This is a genomic window from Gemmata algarum (assembly GCF_034097035.1).
GTDB classification, from domain to species: domain Bacteria; phylum Planctomycetota; class Planctomycetia; order Gemmatales; family Gemmataceae; genus Gemmata; species Gemmata algarum.
Genome location: NZ_JAXBLV010000088.1, coordinates 55832 through 77921, shown reverse-complemented (window position 1 = coordinate 77921; position 22090 = coordinate 55832). Strand labels below are relative to the sequence as shown.

Below are 22090 nucleotides of genomic sequence, written 5' to 3'. Positions count from 1 at the left end.
ATACCGAATCCGGTTGATCGGTATCCGCGCCTTCTTCTGTAGCCGGCCTCTGTGAGGCCGGGGGTAGACGGGTGGTGTCGCACCGGCCTCACAGAGGCCGGCTACAGAAGACCGTTACTCTTCAACCGGATTCGGTATCACCACGTGAGTTTTAGTGCTCCGCCCGGCCTTCCGTCGCGGGCTCGCCGGCCAGGGCCTCTTCGGCCGCGCGGTGCCGGGTCAGCACGTACGCTTGTGGGAAGAACCCGGCGGCGAAGATGAGGGCGGTGAGCGTCAGCACGGCGACCCGCTCGCGCGTCGTGATGCCCACCGACACCCCCGGGGTGTACCGGGTCCCGGTGAAGAGCGCGAAGTACGCCCGCAGTACCGCCACCCCGTTCAGGGCCGCCGCCCCCACCACCACCAGCCCCACGAACAGGTTCGTCCCGACGGCGCCGTCCACCAGCAGCTCGGCCGCGATGAACCCGGACATGCCCGGGAACCCCACACTCGCCAGCCCGGTCAGGAGGAAGCACACCGCCAGCGCCGGCGACGCGGCGTACAGCCCGCGGAACTCGGACAGCGTCAGCCGGCCGAACCGCGCCTCCAGCGCGCGGATCGTCAGCCCGAACCCGCTCAGGGACACCATCACCGAGCCCCACAGGGCCAGCGCGCCCGTCAGGCTGATCGAGGTGTGCAGCTCCAGCCCCACCAGCACCAGGGAGGCGTGGCTCAGAAACAGGTACGCGAAGAACCGTCGCGCATCTGCCTGCACCACCGCCATCCCGGCCGCGTACACCGCGGTCGCCAGCGACACGATGCCGACCGTTTGTAGCACCCACTCCGGCGGGTGGAGCGGGAGCACCAGCCGCAGCGCCGCGTACATCCCGGTGATCGGCGCCACGAACAGGAGTGCGCCGCCGAACGAGCCGTTCTCGAACAGGTTGGTCACCCACACGTGAACCGGGCACGTGCCGCTGCGCACCAGCACGGCGCCCATGAGCAGAACGGCGGCCAGCGCGGGAGCGTCAATCGCCCGCGCGAGTAGCCCGGTCACGAGCAGGCCCGCGAACAGCGCCATGTGGACCGCGTACACCCGCACGGGCCGGCCGCGGCGGCGGAGCTCGAAGTAGGCCGGCGCCACCCCGACCAACAGCAGCACGCCCAGGTCCCACGGCCCGCGGCACGCGAACGTGGCCACCCGCAGCGCGGCGCCGGCCAGCAGCCACGCGAACGAGAACCGCGTCATCTTGGTGCGGGCGGTGGCGAGGGCCGTGAGAAAGTGCAGCAGCGCCACGAGCGGCACCAGCGGCGCGCTCAGGGCGTCGAGGGTGAACACCGGCCGGCCGAACAGCCGCGGCAGAACGGCGTCGGGGCTGCTCCCGTCGGCCGCCCCGCCGAACGCGAACCCGGCCCAGGCGGCGACCGCGCACGCCAGCCCCGTGCCCATGAACGCGAGGCACCAGCGCGACGCGGCCCGGACGTCGCAGACGCGCGACAGGCACAGCGCGCCGGCGAGCGGGACCGCGACCGCGCACTCCAGCCACGGGACGGAGCCGAACGTCATGACCCACTCTCCACGGCTTCGGGGGCGGGGCGCTCGCCGGGAGCAGGCGCCGGCCGGCCGGCCGCCCCCTCCCGGTTGAGGAACGCCGTCCACTGCCGTTCCCACCGGTCGAACAGCTTGAACAGTTTCACGAACGGCGCCGCGACGTAGTCACTGAGGACCGCGTCGAGGTACCCGCGCTCGAGCGCGAACCGGTACAGCCAGGCACGCCACTGGCTCGGCGCCACCGCAAGCGGCCCGGCCTGCTGCGGCAACCGGGCGCCCAGCGCGTTCTCCAGCTCCCGGTAGTCGCGCAGCAGCGACGGCGCCCGCACGAACTGGAGGGTCCGCAGGCACGCGTGCCCGAGCAGGTGCGTGAGCGCGACGTACCACATGAACGGCTCCCAGTGACCGGCCCCGATCTCCGCGACGATCAGCCCCACCTGGGAGAGGGACGCGAACGACAGCGCGCTCTTGATGTCCGTTTGCACCGTGCCGGCGACGTAGGCGTAGAGCGCGGTCAGCAGCCCCACCGCCACGATCGCGACGGCCAGCGGCGGCGACACCGCGATCAGCGGGCTGAGCCGCAGGAGCAGAAACGCCCCGAGGTGGACCGACAGCGCGCCGTAGAACACCGCGCTCGACGGGGTCGGCCCTTCCATCGCCCGCGGCAGCCAGCCCGAGAACGGCACCAGCGCCGACTTCCCCATCGCGGCCAGCAGCAGCAACGAGCCGATCAGGAGCGCCTGCCCCTCGGTCAGCGTCGTCTGCCCGTCCGGCCACGACTGGGCGGCCATGAGCTTGTCGAAGTCCCCTTCGCCGGTCATGTGGTGCAGGGCGACCGCGGCGAACAGCAGGGCCGCGTCCGAGACGCGGTACACGATCCACACCCGGAACCCGTTCCGCGCCGGGTTGGCCCGCTCCTGGAAGAACGCCACCAGGAGCGCGCTCGACAGCCCGACCAGCTCCCACCCCGCGAACAGCGTTTCGATCGTGTCGGCCAGCGACGCGGTCACCATCCCGGCCAGGAACACGGAGAACAGCACGAAGAACCGGTTGTACCCCGGCTCGCGGTGCAGGTACCGGTTCGCGAACGCGGCGATCGTGCCGCACAGCGCGAACGACAGCAGCGCGAGCGGCACCGACAGCCGGTCGAACTCGAACTTGATCGCGAAGTGGTAGTGCCCGTGGTCCGCGCCGCCGTGCGAGGCGATCGTCACCCAGTTGCCCAAGTTGACGACCAGGTGCCGTTCGCCGGTGGCCAGCATCACCAGGAGCACCCCGAGCGTGGCCGTGAACCCGGTCGCGATGAGCCCCCGGCACGCGCGGTCGGCCGCGCGCTCGGTCACCGGCGCGCCGGCCAGCGCCGGCAGCCCCAGCGCGACCACCAGGGCGAAGGGGCACAGGACCGCCAGCGCCCCGAGGAACGACCCGAACTGGGCGAGATCAGGCACGCTTCACCCCCGCCGCGCCGGGCGCGATCTCGGCGAACTCCAGGTGCTCGCGCCAGCCGCGGTACCAATCTGCGGACGAGCCCGCCGCCGGCAGCGCGCCGGCCGTCGGCGCGTAGTCGCGGAACGCCCCGTCGCGGAACACCTTGAGCGTGTTGTCCGTCGGGGAGAGGACCGCGAGCTGCACCCAGCCGTTCTCGGTCATCGACCGCCCCATCGGGTTCCCGTCGAGCACCTGCTGCATGATGTCCACCGTGGTCTCGCAGACAATGAGTAGCCGTACCGGCTCGTGGATCTCGACCATCTGCCACGGCAGGCCGGTGCGCAGGTCGCTGGCGGCCCCGTCCATCACCCCCAGCAGCGCGGTGATGTTGTGCGGGAGCTTGGTGCCGCACCCGTACCCCGGCGAGTCGACGTGCGAGAAGAAGTACTCCAGGTTGATCCCGCCGCACACCGGGAACACCGCGGCCATCGTGCGGGCCAGGATCGTCCCGTGCGCGTCGTCCCGGGTCGGGTCGTAGGCGGTGAGGAACGCCCGGCGGTCCAGGAACAGCCCGCGGGTCCGCGCGCGCCGCCCCACGACGCACAGGGCGTTGGTCGCGTGCCCGAGTTCGGGCCGCGTCTGGGCCAGGTCCTCGCTCCGCCCCTCCACGTGCCGCAGCGCGTCCTGCGGGGAGAGCGTCAGCGGGGCCGACATGAACCGGCGGCACCGCTCGTGGGCGTTGCGGGCGCACGTCTGCTCGATGTCGCGGCCGGCCGCCCGGAGTGCCTCGCGGTGCGCGTCGGGCACGCCCTCGGTGTCGAACAGCGAGACCGAGTCGTCGCAGGTGTTGTGGTACCCGCCCACGAACCACGTGTCCGCCGGGATCGCGATCCCTTTTTCCGCCAGCGTGGCGCGGACCCGGGCGTCGTTGAGTATGGCGGCTGCGGCGCGGCCGTTCGGCGCCCCCGGGCTGCCCCCGCAAGCGCCGCAGTCGTAGGCCGATTTGTGCGGGTTGTTGAAGCTGTTCGACCCGTGCCCGATCACGAACACCAGCCGCGCGAACCCGTCCACCAGCCCGATGTCGCGCAGCAGGCGCTCGGCCTGGGTCGCCATCTCCGGCACCGTGAACCCCAGGTGCCCGGGCTCGCTCGCCGGGGCGCACCCCGGGGCGCGCTCGAGCTGGAGGGTCGTGCGAGGCTCGCGCGCGACGAACTTGCCGAGCCGGCCGCGGAGCCGGGCCGTGAGCCGGGGGAAGAGGATGCGCAGCACGAGCGGGGCCGAGGCCAGCACGCCGAGCGTGGCGGTCAGCAGCGCCCCGACGGCGAAGGCCCGCGTGCCCACGTGCGCCCGGTGCGACACGGACCCGAGCAGCCGCCGCGTCTGCCTCAGCCGCCGCGCCTTCTCCTCCTCCGCGCCCGTGGGCCGCTCTTCGACCCAGTGGGCCGGGGTGAGCACGATCGGGCACAGCGGCACGAAGTGCGCGTCGCCGGCGCCCTTGTAATACATGGGCACCGCGAAGAACCCCGCGGCCCCGAACGTCTCGCAGTCGGGCGCGACCTCTTCGAGGTGCCGGCGGAACGACTCCTCGCGCTCGTCCAGGCAGGTGATCGCCTGGAACCGCGGGCTCCGGGGCCTCTGCGGCGCGTGGAGGGCGAGGGCGTCGAGGCACTGCTCGCGGAACCGGCGCTCGTAGGCGAGGTGGAACGCGCGGCGCCGGGCGAGGGCCGGGAACCCGTCGACCTCCGCGAACAGCGCGGCCCACCCCTCCGGCCCGAGGGCCGCCAGCTCGCCGGGCGCCCAGCCGAGGAGCTGCGCGAGCTGGAACACCGGGAACGCCCGCTCGTTTTCGCCCCGCGGCCCGCCCGGCTTGGCGGCGGCCCGGAGCCGCTCGCGGAGCCCCGCCAGCGGGCCGGCGTCGCCGAGCGCTTCGCGGGCCGCGTGGGCCGCCGCGTGCTTCTCGAGTAACAGCCGCACCGCCACGAATTCCACCAAACTCCCGGCCGGGATCGGGAGCGCGACCCGGTCGCCGCGGGTCTCGACCTGATGCACCATCCCAGCCCACCCGCGGAGCGGGAGCAGCGTCGCGCCGACGAAGGCGTCCCACTCGCTTCCGGGAACGCCCAGCGCGGCGAGGGCGTCGCACGCCGCCGCCGCCGGGTCGGTGCCGGCCGCGAGCAGCGCCTTGGCCTCCGCCGGCAGGCCGGCCATCCACCGGTCCGGCGGGCCGCCGGCGTGCGAGTACAGCGCACAGAAGGACTTGAAGTAGCCCAGCTCGCGGCCCGGCAGCGGCCAGTGCGAGACGCCCTGATCGAGGAACGCCGCGGTGAACCGGGTCAGCACGTCGTGGACCCACAGGTCCGTGTCCGCGGCGCCGGCCCGGAGCAGCAGGTCGCGGTGCCGGATCGGGAGCGGCGCGGGCGCCCGGGTGTCCGCGGTGGTGCGGGCGCCTTCGCGGCACAGCGCCCACTGCGCTTCGAGGGCGAACACCTCCCACGCCGCCTCGGGCCACGTTTCAATGTCGGCGAGCCCGAACCGCGCGAACAGGTGCCGCGCCCAGGCGGGGTTGGTGCCGTTGCGCCCGCGGAGGTCGCGCATCACCCAGCGCCGGGTCTCGGACACGAGCCGCCCCCGCGCCGCGGCCGACGCCTCCGGCCGCACCCGGGTCAGCGCGTCCGTTTCGGCGATCAGCCACTGGAGCTCGTCGGCCGTTCCGCTCGCCAGCGGGTACTGTAACATGGCCAGCCGCAGGTCGAGTCGGGTGCCGTGCGGCTTCACCGGGGCGAGCGCGCGGTCCCCGAGGTCATCGGCCAGCACCTCGCGCAGGTCCGAGAACCGGACGCGCCCTTTCGCGAGCGCGTCCCGGTACCGGGCCTCGGTCAGGTACGGCTCGCAACCGAACACCGCGGCGCCGTGGGCCACGGCCGTCTCGAACGGCAGCCCCTCGAACGCGTGGAGCGTGTTGTGGTGGATGAAGACGTTGATCGGCCCCTGCGCCGGCAGCAGGTGCGCCCCGTGCCCAACCGCGGCCCTGAAGCGGTCCGCGGGCGTGCCGGTGCGTACGTCGTGCGGCGGGTGGTGCAGGTCCTTCACGACCACCAGTGTACTCGCCTGGGCATAGATTGGTGTATGGGTAAAGCTGAGAGCAATTGGCGTGCCGATGTTGGTGCGCCGCACGCCGGACGTAGCCGCTGTCCACTTTCGGCCCGGTGCGGAATCTCGCCGCTCGCCCGAGAACGCTTTCCGTTCAGCATGAGCGTCCATCCTTCGTTCTGGTCGTGCGGGCGTCACGCTGGCCGTCCGGCGGCCAGTGGCCGGGTTCGAGAGGGCCATCCATGAACGCACTCCGCTGGCGGTTCCTGTGGCCGGTGCTGCTCGGCACGCTGTGCCTCGTCGCCCTGTGCGCCTTCGCCGCGGTGTCGCTGTTCCACCAGCAGGTGACCATCACCGGGGTGCTGCGCGAGAACGTGTCCAGCCGCCGGGCGGCGTCCGACCTGCGCGGGTGCCTGAACACGCTGATCGCCCTCGAGAGCAACCAGATCGAGTCGGTCACGGACCTGCACGCCCGCGCCCTCGCCTACCTCGCCGACATCCGCCAGCTCGCCAACCACCCGCGGGAGCAGGAGCTGTCCGCGCAGCTCGACGACGGGTTCGCCCGGTACCTGAAGCGGTGGGAGGCGATGCCCCCGAAAGGGGCGCCCGAGCACGCCCGGCAGGTCGAGGCGGCGACCCAGTTCCTCGAGGCGCACGTGCTGTACCCGTGCCGCGACATCGAGGCGTTCAACGACCAGCGGGTCGAGGAGACCACCTCCCAGCACGAGCGGGTGCTGAGCCGGCTCGCGTGGGGCATGGCGGTGGTCGCCGGGCTCGGGGCGGTCGCCGGGGTGGTGTTCGGGTACGGGGTGGCGCGGCTCCTGAGCCAGTCGATCCGGCGGCTCCAGGTGCAGATCCGCGACGCGGCCGGGAAGCTGGGGCCGAACCAGCCCGAGATCCTGCTGACGGGCGACCCCGGGTTCGGCGGCCTGCACGACGAGCTGGAGTCCCTCACGGCGCGCATCGAGGGCGTCATGCAGGCGCTCCACGAGCGCGAGCTGGAGGTGATCCGCTCCGAGCACCTGGCGGCCGTGGGGCAACTCGCCGCGGGCGTCGGGCACGAGATCCGGAACCCGCTCACCTCCATCAAGATGCTGGTCCAAACGGGGCTGGAGGGGGGCGGCCCGCCGCAACTGTCGGTCGAGGACCTGCGGATCATCGAGGCCGAGATCCGGCGCATGGAGCGGTCCCTCCAGACGTTCCTGGAGTTCGCCCGGCCGCCCAAGCTGGAGCGCCGGCCGACCGACCTGGGCGCCGTGCTCGAGTCGGTCCTCGGGCTGGTCCGGGGGCGCGCCGAGCAGCAGCGCGTGGCCACCCGGCTGGAGCTGCCCGGCGCCCCGGTGGTGCTGACCGCCGACGCGGGGCAGCTCCAGCAGGTGTTCGTGAACCTGGTGCTCAACGCCCTCGACGTGATGCCCACCGGCGGGCGCCTGACCGTCCGCGCCCGCGCGGCCGGCGGCGGGATCGAGGTGGAGGTGTCCGACACCGGCCCGGGAATCAGTAAAACCATGCTGCCGCGGCTGTTCGTGCCGTTCGCGAGCAGCAAGGACACCGGCCTGGGGCTGGGGCTGGTGATCTCCCGGCGGATCGTGGAAGATCACGGCGGGACGATGAACGCCGGGAACCGCGCGGGCGGCGGGGCCAGCTTCTTCGTTCGGCTCCCCATCGAAGACGGGCGCGCCCCGGTAACGCCCTGAACCCCCTGGTGCGCAACCATGCCGACGCTGCTGGTGATCGACGACGAGCCCGCGATCCGACACGCCTTCCAGCGCGCGTTCCGCGACGGGGACCACGTCGTCCGCACCGCGACCACCGCCGCCGAGGGGCTCGCGGAGTTCGCCCGCGACCGCCCCGACGTGGTGGTGCTCGACGTCCACCTCCCGGACGCCACCGGGCTCGACACGTTCCGCCGCGTGCGCGCGATCGACGCCCGCGTGCCGGTCGTGCTGGTGACCGGGCACGGCACCACCGACCTCGCCATCGAGGCGATGAAGGAGGGGGCCTACGAGTACCTCCTCAAGCCGCTCGAGCTGGCCGACCTGCGGCAGCTGATCGGCCGCGCCGCGCAGTCCAGCCGGCTGATGCGCACCCCCGCGCTGATGCCCGAGGTGGAGCCGGCGCCGGTGCCCGGCGACGTGCTGCTGGGCCGGTGCGCCGCGATGCAGGAGGTGTACAAGGCCGTCGGCCGGGTCGCCGGCCAGAACGTGACCGTGCTCGTGCTCGGCGAGAGCGGCACCGGCAAGGAGCTGGTGGCCCGGGCGATCTACCAGCACTCGCGGCGGGCGGACAAGCCGTTCCTGGCGATCAACTGCGCCGCCATCCCCGAGCAGCTCCTGGAGAGCGAGCTGTTCGGGCACGAGAAGGGCGCGTTCACCAGCGCCGAGCGCAAGCGCATCGGGAAGTTCGAGCAGTCCCACGGCGGCACCATTTTCCTCGACGAGGTAGGCGAGATGACGCCGCTCACCCAAGCCAAGATCTTGCGGCTGATCCAGGAGCAGCGGTTCGAGCGCATCGGCGGGTCGGAAACCGTCCAGACCGACGTGCGGCTGATCGCCGCCACCAACGCCGACCTGGAACAGATGACGGAGGACGGGCGGTTCCGCCGCGACCTGTACTTCCGGCTGAACGTGTTCACGATCAAGCTCCCGCCGCTGCGCGAGCGCGGCGACGACGTGGGGCTGCTCGTCGACCACTACCTGAAGCGGTTCGGGCACGAGCTGGGGAAGCCGGTGGCGGAGGTGGAGCCGGCGGCGGCGGCGGCGCTGCGGGCGTACCCGTGGCCCGGGAACGTGCGCGAGTTGCAGAGCGTGCTCAAGCAGTCGGTGCTGCGGATGAGCGGGTCGGCGCTGCTCGCGGACTTCCTCCCGGAGCACATCCGCAACCCGGCGGCGGCCCCCGCCCCCGCCGCGCTCGGCGAGGGCGGGGCGTTCGACTGGGACCAGTTCGTCGGCGGTCGCATCGGGGCGGGGAGCGAGAACCTGTACGCCGAGGCCCTCGAGCGCATGGAGCGCGAGGTGCTCGTGCGGGTGCTCAAACACACCGACGGGAACCAGCTCCAGGCGGCCCGCGTCCTGGGGATCACCCGGGGCAGCCTCCGCAACAAGATTCGCGCCCTGGGGATCAGCATCGCCCGCTCGGTGTGGTCCGACGACGAGCAGGGTGACGGCTGAGCGGTCACCGGCTACCGCGATCCCGCGGGCTGATTCGTGCGTTCTCAAGTGTTTTTCACAACGGCACGGGCGTTGCCTTGCGGGGAACCATAACACCCGAGGACACTTTCCGTGGCCGCACCGACCAACGCCCCCCCGCCGCTCGCGCCGGGCCTCGTGCCGAACCTCAAGTTCGATGCGGTCGCCGGCTTCCTGGTGTTCCTGATCGCGATGCCGCTGTGCCTCGCGATCGCCCGGGCCAGCGGGTTCCCGCCCATCGCGGGCATCTGGACTGCGGTCGTCGGTGGCGTCCTCTGCACCCTCATCAGCAACGCGCAGCTCACGATCAAGGGGCCGGCGGCCGGGCTGATCGTGATCGTGTACGGGGCGGTGACCGAGCTCGGGGCCGAGTTCGGGGCCGACCTGTCGGACGCGGACCGGGCGTTCCTCGGGTACAAGCTCGCGCTGGGCGTGGGCGTGACCGCGGGCGTCATCCAGATCCTGTTCGGCCTGGTCCGGGCCGGGCGGCTGGCGGACTTCTTCCCGCTCACCCCGGTCCACGGGATGCTCGCCTCGATCGGCCTCATCATCATCGCCAAGCAGGCCTACGAGGTGATCGGGGTGGCCCCGGAGAAGGGCGCCGGGCCGCTCGAGCTGTACGCCGGGCTGCCGGCCGCGCTGGGCCGCATCAACCCCGAGATCGCCGCCATCGGGCTCGTCGGGCTGCTGATCCTGTTCGGGCTGCCGCTCGTGAAGGCCGGGTGGGTGCGGAAGGTGCCGGCGCAGCTCATCGTGCTGGTGGCCGCGGTCGCCCTCGGGCTGGCGTTCGACCTCGAGCACAAGCACACGTACCTGTTCCCGGACAGCTTCTTCGACGTGAACCACCGGGCCGAGTTCGAGGTCGGCCCGCGGTTCCTGGTGGACATGCCCGAGGTGCTCCAGAACCCGGCCGCCGCGTTCGCGGTGCCGGACTTCCGCGGGGTGCTGACCGCCACCGGCATCCAGTACGTGGTCCTGTTCTGCCTGATCGGCAGCCTCGAATCGCTGCTCAGCGCCAAGGCCATCGAGCTGGTGGACCCGTGGCGCCGCAAGACCAACTTCGACCGCGACCTGCTGGCGGTGGGGGCGGCGAACACGCTGTGCGCGGCGATCGGCGCGCTGCCGATGATCTCGGAGATCGTCCGCAGCAAGGCGAACATCGACAGCGGCGGGCGCACGAAGGCGGCGAACCTGTTCCACGGCCTGTTCCTCCTCGGGTTCGTGCTGCTGTTCCCGAACCTGATCCACCGCATCCCCCTGGCGGCCCTGGGGGCGATGCTCGTGTACACCGGGTTCCGGCTCGCGAACCCGGTCGAGTTCGTCCGCACCTACAAGGTGGGCAGCGAACAGTTCATCGTCTTCGTCGGGACCATCCTGACGACGCTCGCGACGGACCTGCTGATCGGCATCGGCGTCGGCATCGGGCTCAAGGTCGCGTTCCACATGCGGCACGGGTGCTCGGTGCGCGGGCTGTTCGCGTGCGACGTGGAGGCGGTGCCGGAGGGCGACCGGCTGGTCGTGCTGGTGGTCCGCCGGGCCGCCGTGTTCTCCAACTGGCTCGGCGTGCGGGCCGTCATCTTCCGCGAGGCCGAGCGCCGCGACGAGGTGGTGCTCGACCTGTCGCGCACGCGGCTGGTGGACCACACGGTGATGGAGAAGTTGCACCAGCTCGAGGACGACTTCGCGCACCTCGGGAAGCGGCTGAAGGTGATCGGCCTGGAGGAACACGTGCCGCTCTCGGGGCACCCGCTGGCGGCGCGAAAGAGCGCCGGCCACGAGTCGACCGCCGCGGCGGTGTAGGGGCCACGGGCCGCGCCGGCCGGCGACCACGTTTCAACCCCTGTGGGAGCCCCGGCGCGGTCCGCCCAGCCCCGTTCCGGGGCCGCAGCATCAAAACCCACTCGGTTCTCGGAACCGCTGCGGGCGGAGCGACCGGCACGTCGGGCTTTTCCCCACGTCATTTCTCTCATTGCAGTACTTCCAAAAAATCGCACCGTCTCGCGCCTGCGTTGGGAGCGTCCGATGCCGGGTTCTTGTTCGAGAGTAGTTACAGTTCGCACACATCACATCGACCGTAAGCACTGCCGCCGGATGACATTACGGCACATCCGACGAGTGGGGTCGTAACCGGAATCCGTTGCTTCGAGGCTTACTACCGCTGCTCCAGGGGCGTGATTCGCGGGTAGCGATGCCCCAGCGAACGGCCATTCAACCGCCAGCAGATGTCTCGTCGGCGACCAGTCGATCCCCCACCAGTCACCACCAGCGCGGTGCTGTAACCCCCGTTACAGCCGAGCAGCGCCGCACACGCCGAGAAGTGGGACGGGTGGGTGTGCTGTAACCCCCGTTACAGCCGAGTGCCGCCCCACCCAAAAGGCGCGCATGTGTCTGTGACCATCGATGTGGTGCTGTAACCCCCGTTACAGCACCGCGCGTCCAATAGGGGCGAATCGTTCGACGTGGTGCGAACTCGTGCGACCGGTTCGCCGTTGATCGACGAACCGAACGGCCGCTGTCGTCAAACGACCCGCACCCCGCCTCGCTTGTGCGCTCCCGGCTCGAACCGGTGTCGCGCTTCGGTCCGACGGGCCGCACACCCGCTGTGACGCACCCGCGCGCGGACGTGTCACGCCCGCACACCGCGGCGCTCGCGGACCCGATTGTGCTGCCTCAAAAGCCTTGATTTCCCTGCGTTTTAAGCTCTTTGCCGCGTTCTTGCCGCGGGCGGCATGGCCGTTGCTTTTAGTACCGGCACGCACACAACAAGAAGCCCCGAAGGAGCCGCTATGAGCGCCACGACACCACGCGAGGATGTCCTCGGCAACTGCCGCAAGCAACTCGAAGTCCTGGTCGATCGGCTGTCCGGCGGCGTCGCACAACTGACGGTCGAGGCGCAGCGCCCGGTCGGTGCGGAAACCGCCGCCTCGACCGCCGGCGGTAACGAAGGCGACGAGGAGGTCGCCCGCAGCGTGTTGCTGTCCGAGGAACAGATCCTCAGCGAAGCGCAAGCGGCCCTCGCGCGGTTCGACGCGGGGACGTTCGGCAAATGTCAGCGGTGCGGACGTGCGGTCGCTCGGACCCGCCTCGCCGCGGTCCCCTACGCCCGGAACTGCATCAAGTGCGCCCGCGCCGCCGAGGCGGGACAGAACGACTGACCTCAGACCGAACTGAACACGAGTCGGAAATTCCGGACCGCTAGCCGGCGCGCCACCCGCCCCGGCGGCTCCCAATACCTCACTCAGGTGGCAGAGGACACGACCATGATGCCTGTCGGACTGGAAATGTGGGAACTGGTTGCCATCTCCGCGATGTGTTCGCTGACCGCTTTGAGCATTTTCGGTACGATCGCCGTCTCGGTCGCGTACTTCGCGACCCGTGAATCGGAACCCGCTGCGGTCCCGGCCTCGGCCCCGGCCGCAAAACCGGTTCCGACCTTTATCCCGGCACCGGTTGCGGGGTGAAACGCGCCGGCCGATTGGCCTCTCGTCGTGCGTGGCGGAACCTCGCCACGCACGACGCTTTTTTGCTGCTCCGATCGCGTCGCCAACGGCGCCTTTACTCTGCTACGGACGGCTTTTAGCGACGGCGGTCAGCGCCCGAAATCGTCGTTGCAGCCAGACACACGTCGGTTGCGGCTACTCACTCAACCAGACGCGAGCAAAAGCTGCGGTTGCCAGATTAATCACCTCACACAGACTGTTGGCGCCCGCCAACAGCAGCACGTCCTAAAACGCTTGCCGGCGGCCCACACCCGTGCGCCCGTCGCGCCCCGCACACCACTTGGTGAACGAAGGGCGTTCACGTGGCGGATGAAGCATACCGAATCCGATCGTTCGGTATCCGCGCCTTCTTCTGTAGCCGGCCTCTGTCAACGAATTTCAATCCCGGGAAGCCGAAGTTGCGAATGGTCATGAAATCTGTGGGGATTAAGGCACTCGGACGCGGGCGAGATCGAGCCGGCCATCGAGCCCCCAAGCTCCTGCTGGTCCTTCGTTACTAAGTCATTGCCCGGATTCGGCTTCCCAGGATTGAAATTCGTTGTGTGAGGCCGGAGGTAGACGGGTGGTGTCGCACCGGCCTCACAGAGGCCGGCTACAGAATACCGTTACCCTTCGATCGGGTTCGGTATCAGTGCCGCAACCCTCTCCGTGGTCGGGTACAATGGGAGTGGTACGCCGGACGGTGAGTCCGTTCTACCAGTTGGGTCGCGCACCAAGAGGTGTGCCGCGATAACGGGCGACCTCAAAAGTACTTTGTGGTCGAAACGCGGTTACCGGCACGCCGGGGCGCGTTCGTTTTGCGTCTTTCGGGCACAAGGGCTACGTTTGCACGCTGGTGCTGTGGTAACCTAGCGGCCGTCTCAACCGGACTGTGCCCCTCGCCCAGATCGCCCCCGTCGGTCGAGTAGAGTTAAGTCTTCATATCGCAATATTATGCGATCGTTAATGCCGGCCCGGAGTTGTACGCTCCTTCTGATCCGGTTGAAGCCTTGGATTTCCGATAAAAGGCGCGCTACAGTTCAAGCAGACATGGGTGTCGCCCCTTCTTCGCCATCGATCGGTCACACGCAGTGAAAAACATCTTGAGTCCCGCCCCGCGGCCGCTGTCGCGCCGCACGTTCCTCCGGGGCGCTGGGGTGGCGATGGGGCTGCCGCTGCTCGACGCGATGGCGCCCGTGCGGGCCGCCGGCAAAGCCGACGTGCCGCGGCGGCTGGTGGCGATCGAGACGAACATGGGGATCCTGCCGCAGTACTTCTTCCCGGAGCAGGCGGGGGCCGGGTACGCGCTGCCCCCGTACCTCCAGCGGCTGGCCCGGTTCCGGGACCAGTTCACCGTGTTCTCGGGGGTCAGTCACCCCGGGGTGACGGGCGCGCACGCGGCCGAGAAGTGCTTCCTGACCGGGGCCCCGCACCCGGAGCGGGGCGGGTTCCGGAACTGGGTGTCGGTGGACCAGGTGGCGGCCGAGCACCTGGGGGACCGGACCCGGTACCCGTCGCTGGTGCTCGGGGTCGGGGCCGAGCCGCAGACCCTCAGCTTCACCCGCAGCGGGGCCCCGATCCCGAGCGAGAAGAGCCCGCGGAAGCTGTTCGAGCGGCTGTTCGTGCAGGGCAAGCCGGCGGACGTGGCCGCCAAGGTGGCGGAGCTCCGCCAGGGGCGCAGCACGCTGGACTTCGTCGCCGCGCAGTCGAAGCGGCTGGACAAGTCGCTCGCCCCCGCCGACCGCGCGCGGCTGGACCAGTACTACACGAGCGTGCGCGAGCTCGAGCGGCGGCTCGCCAGTTCCGAGGGGTGGGAGCACAAGCCGAAGCCGAAGGTGACCGCCCCGGCGCCGGAGGACGAGAAGGACGGGCGCGAGTTCGCCAGGCAGACGAAGCTGATGCTCGACGTGATCAAGCTGGCGCTGGAAACCGACTCGTCGCGGCTGGTGTCGGTGTTCGTCGACACGACGCCGATCCACAACATCACGCATCACGGGAACCGGCCCGAGGTGCTCGCGGAGCTGCGGGCTAAGGAGGAGGGCCAGTTCGACGCGCTCGCGGGGTTCTTCCAGTCGCTCGCGGACGCGAAGGAGGAGGGGGCCACGCTGCTGGACCGAACGATGGTCCTGTACGGCACGTGCATGGGCAGCGCGAACTCGCACTCGAACTCCAACCTGCCGGTCCTGTTGGCGGGCGGCGGCTTCCGGCACGGCCGGCACCTGGCGTTCGACACCACCAACAACTACCCGCTGACCAACCTGTTCGTGTCGGTGCTCCAGCGGCTCGGGGTCGAGGCCCGCGAGTTCTCCACCGGCACGGGCACCATGCGCGGCCTGGAGATGGCGTAGCGCCCGGCCCCGTCACCGCACACCGCCCGAGGACGAACCCCATAATGACTCCTACTTTCGCGCGAGCCGGGCTCGTGCTCCTCGCGGGCTTGGTGTCGCCGGTCGCGGCCGGCGCGGCCCCGCCGGCCAAGTTCCTCGACGCGCACTGCGCCCGGTGCCACGACGCCGACACCAAGGGCGGCGGGCTGGACCTGGGGGCCCTGGCGTTCACCCCGTCGGACCCGGACAACTTCGCCCGGTGGGTGCTCGTCTACGACCGGGTGGCGCGCGGCGAGATGCCCCCGAAGGGGAGCCCGCGCCCGCCCGCCGCGGACCTGGCGGCGGCCACCGCCGACCTCCGCGCGGCACTGGCGGACGCCGACCGGGCGCGGGCCGCGGGCGGGGCCGGGCGGCTCCGGCGGCTCACCCGCGGGGAGTACGAGAACACGGTCCGCGACCTGTTCGACCTGCCCGGCCTGTCGCTCCAGGCGGACCTGCCCCCGGACGGGTCCGCGCACGGGTTCGACAAGCACCCGGACGCGCTGGACCTGTCCCACGTGAACCTGGCCAAGTACCTGGAGGCCGCGGACCGGGTGCTGGACGCCGCGATCACCACCCGGCCGACCGCGCCGCGCCCGGTCAAGCAGCGGGTGCCGCTGTACGACTACATCACGGGGCACGTGCTGTCCCACGGGGACGCGGTGCTGCTGCGGGACAAGAAGCCGGACCCCGACTTCCCGCCGGCCGGCGCGCAGCCGCACCTGGACCAGGGGGCGCACGAGCGGCTCGGGATGGGGCGGACCGGGGCGAGCCTGGGCCTGTTCCGACCCGAGGACGAGTCGTTCGCCCCGTGCTTCGGCGATTTCGTGGCCATCTACCCGGGGCGGTACAAGCTCACCGCGTCGCTGTGGAGCTTCCACTGGGACCAGGGGAAGGTGCTGCCCGCGCGGGGCACCGAGGCGGCCCGGCTGTCGGTGGTGCAACTGGCCGAGGACGGCCGCACGCCGCAGTCCAGCACCGTGCTCGGGTACTACGACGCGCCGTCCCTGGCCGAGCAGAAGCACCAACTGGTGGCGTGGCTGAACCCGCGGGACAAGATCGGGTTCAACGCGTCGTCGATCGTGCCCGGGAACACCCGCGGACCCAAGCGGGCGATGGGGTACACCGGCCCGGGGATCGCGTGCGACTACCTGGACGTGGAGGGGCCGCTGCACGACACCTGGCCCCCGGTCGCGCACAAGCGGCTGTTCGGCGCCCTGCCGCTGCACGAGGTGGACACCCAGAAGCACCCGGGGGTACGGTTCCCGGCCCGCGCGCCCGAGCGGCAGCAGGGGGGCACCGGCCGGAACCAGCCGGACCCGGTCCCCGGCCTCTGGACGGTTCAGACCGCCAAGCCGCTCGCCGACGCGGACCGGCTGCTCGCCGACTTCCTGCCGCGGGCGTTCCGCCGGCCGGTGCCGGCCGACGTGCGGAAGCAGTACGTGCAGCGCGTCGCCGCGCGGCTCAAAGAGGGCGACTGCTTCGAGCTGGCCATGCGGTGGGCGTACCGCGCGGCCCTGTGCGCGCCGGACTTCCTGTTCCACGTCGAGCCCGCGGGCGGGCCGGACGACCACGCGCTGGCGTGCCGCCTGTCGTACTTCCTGTGGAACTCGATGCCCGACGAGAAGCTCACGCGGCTGGCCGCCGGGGGCCGGCTTCGGGACCCGGCGGCGCTGCGGGCCGAGGCCGAGCGGCTGCTCGCGGACCCGCGGTCCAAGCGGTTCGTGGACGACTTCGTGGGCCAGTGGCTGAGCCTCAACCGGATCGGGGCCAACGACCCGGACCGGAAACTGTACCCGGAGTTCGACAAGTACCTGGAGGACTCGATGGCGGCCGAGACCCGGGGGTACGTGCGGGAACTGCTGGACCGGGACCTGACCGCGGACCACCTAGTGCGGTCCGAGTTCGCGATGCTCAACGGGCGGCTGGCGGCGCACTACGGGGTGCCCGGGGTGACCGGGACCCAGGTGCGGCGCGTGCCCCTGCCCCCCGGGACCCCGCGGGGCGGGCTGCTGACCCAAGGGGCCGTGCTCAAGGTGACGGCCAACGGCACCACCACCTCGCCCGTGCCGCGGGGCGCGTTCGTGCTGGACCGGCTGCTCGGGCGGCCCCCGGCCCCGCCCCCGCCCAACGTGCCGGCGGTGGAACCGGACGTGCGCGGCAGTGTTACCATCCGGCAGCAGTTGGACAAGCACCGCAACAGCGCGGCGTGCGCGTCGTGCCACGCCCGCATCGACCCGCCCGGGTTCGCGCTCGAGGAGTTCGACGCGATCGGCGGGCACCGCACCCGGTACCGGTCGCTGGGGGCCGGGGACCAGGCGCCGCGCGGGACCATCGACCCGGCCATCGGGATCGGTTTCCGGCTCGGCCCCAAGGTGGACTCGAGCGGGGCGCTGCCGGACGGGCGCCCGTTCGCCAACTTCGCCGGGTTCCAGGCGCTGCTCGCCGGGGACCGGGACGCGCTCCTGACGAACCTGGCCGCCCGGCTCACCGCGTACGCCACCGGTCGCGCCGTATCGTTCGCCGACCGGGACGAGTTGGCCGCGGTCGTGGCCGCGACCAACAAGGGCGGCGGTGGCGCCCGCACGCTCGTGTACGAACTGATCCAGAGTAAACTGTTCCGAACCCGCTGAGGACGAAATGGTGCGTGCGGCCTATTTAATTGGTACCCTGGTTCTAACGGTGGGTTTCGGCCCCGCCGGAGCCGCCCAGAACAAAACCCAGCCCGCGCCGAAGCCCGAGCGCGCCACGTTCCGCGTGCTCGGGCTGTTCAGCCCCGACCGCGAGACCGACCTGCGCGAGGCGCTCAAGGCGGTGCCGGATGTGACCTGGGTCGGGGTCAACTTCGCCGACGCCGAGCTCACCGTCGAGTTCGTGCCCGCGAAAGCGTTCCCCGGGACGAAGCCCGAACAGATCGCCGAGCGCTTCGATCAGAAGCTGCGGGACGCGACCCAGCACACCTTCGGCGTGAAGCCCCGGCGGACGGTGCCGCGGGACAAGCTCAAAGAGGTCGTGATCCCGGCCCCGATACTCGACTGTAAAGCCTGTTGTCTCGCCGCATATGAGGCGGTCGCCAAGATCGACGGCGTCGAACAGGCGACCGCAACATTCAAGGACGGGGGAAAAGTGACGGCACTCATCGATCCGGCCAAAACCGACCGCGCAAAGCTCGAAGACGCGCTCCGGAACGCGGGCGTCTCGATCCCAAAGATGTGACCGGTTCCCGCGGTTCGGGCTCCCGGTCTGTTGGTACACGGACTTGGTTCGTCGGACCGTTGTTACTCGGCATGTGGCTCCGGATGTGGGCCATTTTTCTGAACGGTTCCGGGAGCCACTTCGGAACCCGTTGTGCCGCGCTCGCGTGCTTGGCTCGTCCCAAACCATACCGTGCCGCCGGGTGGTTCCACGCCGATAGGCCGGGCTACGTCGCCGGACTTTATTCCTTGGCCGCCGCTCGTTGCTCCTCTTGCGTGAGCAGTTCTTTGGCGCGCTCCAGATCCTCTTCCTTCACCCACAGTTCGGTTGAGCCGGAGAGTGCGGAGCCGAGGCCCGCGGCCAGTTCGGTACCGACCACACGGCTCTCGATCCCGATCCCCTTCAACTGCCCTTGATACATCTCGACCAGCACCAGCGGGCCGGCGAACACCCGCACCACGTTCCCGTCGTCGCGTTTCATCTGGTTGCTCCTCGCATGACCGCGCCGGAACACTCCAGCCGGTGTGCGTTTACCCATCGAGCAACAAGTGTGCCGGCCTGCCGCTGAAGGGGCGGGCCGTGGCGTGGGCCGGAACCGCACACGCCGGGCACACGTGCGTGTGCGGTTCCGCACACCGCCCGGTCAGAATGCGTGAAAAGCGGCCGATTATCGCGCACAACCGGCCGATCCGGATGCCTTTCGTTGCGGCACACCGATTGCGATTGGCCCCGGCACCGCAACTATCAGAGGGGACGCAATGCAAACGCTCATCATGCTGGGCTTCGGGGCCGTGTTGGTGACCATCCTGGTTTGGTTCAGCAACCTGTTGTTTCGCCACGCGCCGCGCCCCGAAGGGTCCGCCGCGGCGAATAGCCGTTGACGGTCGGTAGCCGAGCGGGAACCATGAGCAGTGGGGCCGGAATGTTACTCGATCCCACACAAACGGGCGCCCTGTACCCCGCGGGGCCGTCCGCCAGGAGCGCCGCACGCGCGCGTATCTCCTTGATCCAACTGGCCGAGATACTGGACGTCGCCGAGGACGCGGTCATCACCACCGACGCGCGCCGCGACATCGTGCTGTTCAACCGCGGCGCCACCGTGCTGTTCGGGTACACGGCCGACGAGATGCTGGGCCGGTCCATCGATCTGCTTCTGCCCGAGCGGTTCCGCGCCCGGCACCCGGAGCAGATGGAGGAGTTCGCCCGGTCCCCGGCGCCGGCCCGGCTCATGGGCGCGCGGCGCGAGGTGTTCGGGCGGCGCAAGGACGGGTCCGAGTTCCCGGCGGAGGTGTCGATCTCGAAGTTCGGCGCCGGGGCGGACCTCCTGTTCACCGCGATCGTGCGGGACGCCACCGAGCGCAAGCGGTACGAGGCCGCGCAGCGGGAGCTGGAGCACCTCCGCGCGCAGGCCGAACTCGCCGACGCGCAGGCCCGCGCGGAGGCGCAGCTCCGCGAGACCGCCCGGCAGCGGGAGCAGGCGCTCGCGGAGCTCCAGGCCAAGACCGAGGAGCTGCGGGCCACCACCCAGCAGTTGTGGCAGGCCGCCAAGCTCGCCGGCGTGGGCGAGCTGGCCGCTAGCATCGCCCACGAGCTGAACAACCCGCTCGGCACGGTGAGCCTGCGCATCGAGGGGCTGCTCGCGAAGACCCCGGCCGAGGACCCGCGGCGCCGGCCGCTCGAGGTGGTCGAGGGCGAGGTCGAGCGCATGGCGGGCCTGGTCGCCAACCTGCTCCAGTTCAGCCGGGCCGGGCGCGACCAGGTGTCCACCGTGGACGTGTGCGAGGAGGTGAGCCGGACCGTCGATTTGGTGGCGCACCACCTGCGCAAGCACGGGGTGCTCGTGGAGCCCCAGTTCGCCCCCGGGGTGCCGCACATCCACGCCGACCGGCAGCACCTGCGGCAGGTGTTCCTGAACCTGTTCACCAACGCCGCGGACGCGATGCCCCAGGGGGGCCGGCTGGTGCCCCGGGTCCGGGCCGGCGCGCTGCCCGACGGGCGCCCGGCGGTGGTGGTGGAGATCGCCGACACGGGCGTCGGCATCCCGGCCGAGCTCAAGGACCGCGTGTTCGAGCCGTTCTTCACCACGAAGGAAGAGGGGAAGGGCACCGGGCTGGGGCTCGCCATCTGCCGGCGCATCGTCCAGCAGCACCACGGCACGCTCGAGGTGGAGAGCGCCCTCGGGGCCGGCACCACCATCCGCATCACGCTCCCCACCCGCCCCGACACGAACGTGGACCGCCTGCGAGACGCACCCTCATGACCGGCGACCAACGGAACCCGCGGGGCAAGCTCCTGATCGTCGACGACGAGGTGGAGCTGATGCGCGCGCTGTGCGAGTCGCTCACCGACGCCGGGTTCGAGGCCCGCGGGCTGTCGGACCCCGCGCTCGCGGCCGACGCGCTCCGCGAGGGCGAGCCCGACGTGCTGCTCTCGGACCTGATGATGCCCGGCACCGACGGCATCCAGCTGCTCCGCCGGTGCCTGGAGACGGACCCGCACCTGGTCGGCATCATCATGACCGGCCAGGGCACCATCCAGACCGCGGTGGAGGCGATGAAGGCCGGGGCGTTCGACTACGTCCTGAAGCCGTTCCGGCTCCAGCAGGTGCTGCCGGTCCTGGACCGGGCGATGGAGGTGCGGCGGCTGCGGCGCGAGAACGCGAACCTGCGCCGGTACGTGCAGCGGCTCGCGTTCGAGTCCGACCGGTACCGGATCGTCGGGTCCGGCCCCGCGGTGCGGAAGGTCGTCCAGCTCATCGAGAAGGTCGCGCCCACCACCGCGACGGTCCTCGTGCGCGGGCCGAGCGGCACCGGTAAGGAGCTGGTGGCGCGGGCCGTTCACGGGAACAGCGCCCGGCGCGACAAGCCGCTGGTGACGGTCAACTGCGCCACCCTGCAAGAGACGCTGCTGGAGAGCGAGCTGTTCGGGCACGAGAAGGGCGCGTTCACCGGGGCCGACCGCGCCAAGCCCGGGCTGTTCGAAGTGGCCGAGGGCGGCACGCTGTTCGTGGACGAGGTCGCGGAGATGGCCCCCGCGCTCCAGGCGAAGCTGCTCCGGGTGCTCGAGGACGGGCACTACCGGCGGGTCGGGAGCACGCAGGAGCGGCGGGCCGACGTGCGCATCATCGCGGCCACCAACAAGCCGCTCGAGGCCGAGCAGAAGGCCGGGCGGTTCCGCGAGGACCTGTTCTTCCGGCTCAGCGTCATCACCGTCGACCTGCCCGCGCTCAAAGACCGGCGGGAGGATGTGCCGGAGCTGATCCAGCACTTCCTCCACACGCGGCAGGTGGGCCGGGGGCTGATGACGGTGGACCCGGCGGCGCGGTCCCTCCTGTGCCGGTACGACTGGCCGGGGAACATCCGCGAACTGGCCAACGTGCTGGAGCGGGCGCAGATCCTGGCCGAGGGGAGCGTCATCACGCCCGACGACCTGCCGGAGAACCTCGCACCGGGGGGCGAGGCCCCCGCCGCGGGCGAGGACCCGACCCCGACGACCGGCCCGGACGACCTGGACCGCGTCGAGCGGCAGCACGTCCGCGACGTGTTGCAGCGGCACGGGGGGAACAAGGTGCAGGCGGCCAAGGCGCTGGGCGTGAGCCGGCGCACCCTGTACCGGCTGATCGACAAGTACAAGCTCAGCGGGGAGTGACGCCGGGGCGCGCTGAAGACCAATCGTTTGTAGCATCTGGGCTTGTTGTCACAGCGGGCCGCGCCCGTTCCGTTCGGCATTCGTCGCTTCCCGACGGCAACGGTGCCCCGTCCGCCATCACACCCCGGCCCGGCGGGCGCACCTCCCGGGGCTATTCGCGCGCCG

15 protein-coding genes are annotated in these 22090 nt (G+C 71.0%); 11 read left to right on the top strand and 4 right to left on the bottom strand.

Going from position 1 to position 22090, the window contains the following annotated elements:
• Positions 1–151 precede the first annotated feature (151 nt).
• The 3 genes from R5W23_RS08510 to R5W23_RS08500 are packed head-to-tail and all read right to left on the bottom strand — an operon-like array spanning position 152 to position 6055.
• Complete coding sequence (locus R5W23_RS08510; protein ID WP_320685963.1) at positions 152–1546, bottom strand: proton-conducting transporter transmembrane domain-containing protein; 1395 nt, start codon at positions 1544–1546, stop codon at positions 152–154.
• Positions 1543–2979, bottom strand: a complete 1437-nt coding sequence (locus R5W23_RS08505) for a proton-conducting transporter transmembrane domain-containing protein (protein ID WP_320685962.1) — start codon at positions 2977–2979, stop codon at positions 1543–1545. Before R5W23_RS08505 ends, R5W23_RS08510 begins: the two co-directional genes overlap by 4 nt.
• Positions 2972–6055 carry a DUF2309 domain-containing protein gene (locus tag R5W23_RS08500; RefSeq protein WP_320685961.1) on the bottom strand — a complete coding sequence of 1028 codons (3084 nt, stop codon included), beginning with the start codon at positions 6053–6055 and terminating at the stop codon, positions 2972–2974. The genes R5W23_RS08505 and R5W23_RS08500 overlap by 8 nt, the downstream gene beginning before the upstream one ends.
• Before the next feature lie 236 nt (positions 6056–6291).
• Between R5W23_RS08500 and R5W23_RS08495 the strand changes: the two genes are divergently transcribed.
• The 8 genes from R5W23_RS08495 (at position 6292) to R5W23_RS08460 (ending at position 18298) form a co-directional block, all read left to right on the top strand.
• Positions 6292–7746, top strand: a complete 1455-nt coding sequence (locus R5W23_RS08495; protein WP_261187798.1) for a sensor histidine kinase — start codon at positions 6292–6294, stop codon at positions 7744–7746.
• 18 nt (positions 7747–7764) lie between these two features.
• Positions 7765–9219 carry a sigma-54-dependent transcriptional regulator gene (locus R5W23_RS08490; protein WP_320685960.1) on the top strand — a complete coding sequence of 485 codons (1455 nt, stop codon included), beginning with the start codon at positions 7765–7767 and terminating at the stop codon, positions 9217–9219.
• 111 nt (positions 9220–9330) lie between these two features.
• Positions 9331–11037 (top strand): SulP family inorganic anion transporter, encoded by a 1707-nt coding sequence (locus tag R5W23_RS08485; protein ID WP_320685959.1) that lies wholly within the window; start codon positions 9331–9333, stop codon positions 11035–11037.
• A gap of 986 nt (positions 11038–12023) precedes the next feature.
• Complete coding sequence (locus tag R5W23_RS08480; RefSeq protein ID WP_261187790.1) at positions 12024–12392, top strand: TraR/DksA family transcriptional regulator; 369 nt, start codon at positions 12024–12026, stop codon at positions 12390–12392.
• 105 nt (positions 12393–12497) lie between these two features.
• Positions 12498–12698 (top strand): hypothetical protein, encoded by a 201-nt coding sequence (locus tag R5W23_RS08475; protein ID WP_320685958.1) that lies wholly within the window; start codon positions 12498–12500, stop codon positions 12696–12698.
• A gap of 1118 nt (positions 12699–13816) precedes the next feature.
• Positions 13817–15064, top strand: a complete 1248-nt coding sequence (locus R5W23_RS08470) for a DUF1552 domain-containing protein (RefSeq protein ID WP_407936111.1) — start codon at positions 13817–13819, stop codon at positions 15062–15064.
• A gap of 44 nt (positions 15065–15108) precedes the next feature.
• Positions 15109–17715 (top strand): DUF1592 domain-containing protein, encoded by a 2607-nt coding sequence (locus R5W23_RS08465; RefSeq protein WP_320685957.1) that lies wholly within the window; start codon positions 15109–15111, stop codon positions 17713–17715.
• A 7-nt stretch (positions 17716–17722) separates the two neighbouring features.
• A complete protein-coding gene (locus R5W23_RS08460) occupies positions 17723–18298 on the top strand; it encodes a hypothetical protein (protein ID WP_320685956.1) in 576 nt (191 codons plus the stop codon).
• Positions 18299–18518: 220 nt separating this feature from the next.
• On the opposite strand, the gene R5W23_RS08455 is transcribed toward R5W23_RS08460, so the two are convergent.
• Positions 18519–18758, bottom strand: a complete 240-nt coding sequence (locus R5W23_RS08455; protein WP_261186271.1) for a DUF2007 domain-containing protein — start codon at positions 18756–18758, stop codon at positions 18519–18521.
• A gap of 277 nt (positions 18759–19035) precedes the next feature.
• On the opposite strand from R5W23_RS08455, the gene R5W23_RS08450 reads away from it, so the two are divergent.
• The 3 genes from R5W23_RS08450 to R5W23_RS08440 are packed head-to-tail and all read left to right on the top strand — an operon-like array spanning position 19036 to position 21925.
• Complete coding sequence (locus R5W23_RS08450) at positions 19036–19158, top strand: hypothetical protein (protein ID WP_261186272.1); 123 nt, start codon at positions 19036–19038, stop codon at positions 19156–19158.
• Positions 19159–19181: 23 nt separating this feature from the next.
• Positions 19182–20537, top strand: a complete 1356-nt coding sequence (locus R5W23_RS08445) for an ATP-binding protein (RefSeq protein WP_320685955.1) — start codon at positions 19182–19184, stop codon at positions 20535–20537.
• On the top strand, positions 20534–21925 hold the full coding sequence (locus R5W23_RS08440) for a sigma-54-dependent transcriptional regulator (RefSeq protein WP_320685954.1): 1392 nt from the start codon (positions 20534–20536) through the stop codon (positions 21923–21925). Before R5W23_RS08445 ends, R5W23_RS08440 begins: the two co-directional genes overlap by 4 nt.
• Positions 21926–22090 lie beyond the last annotated feature (165 nt).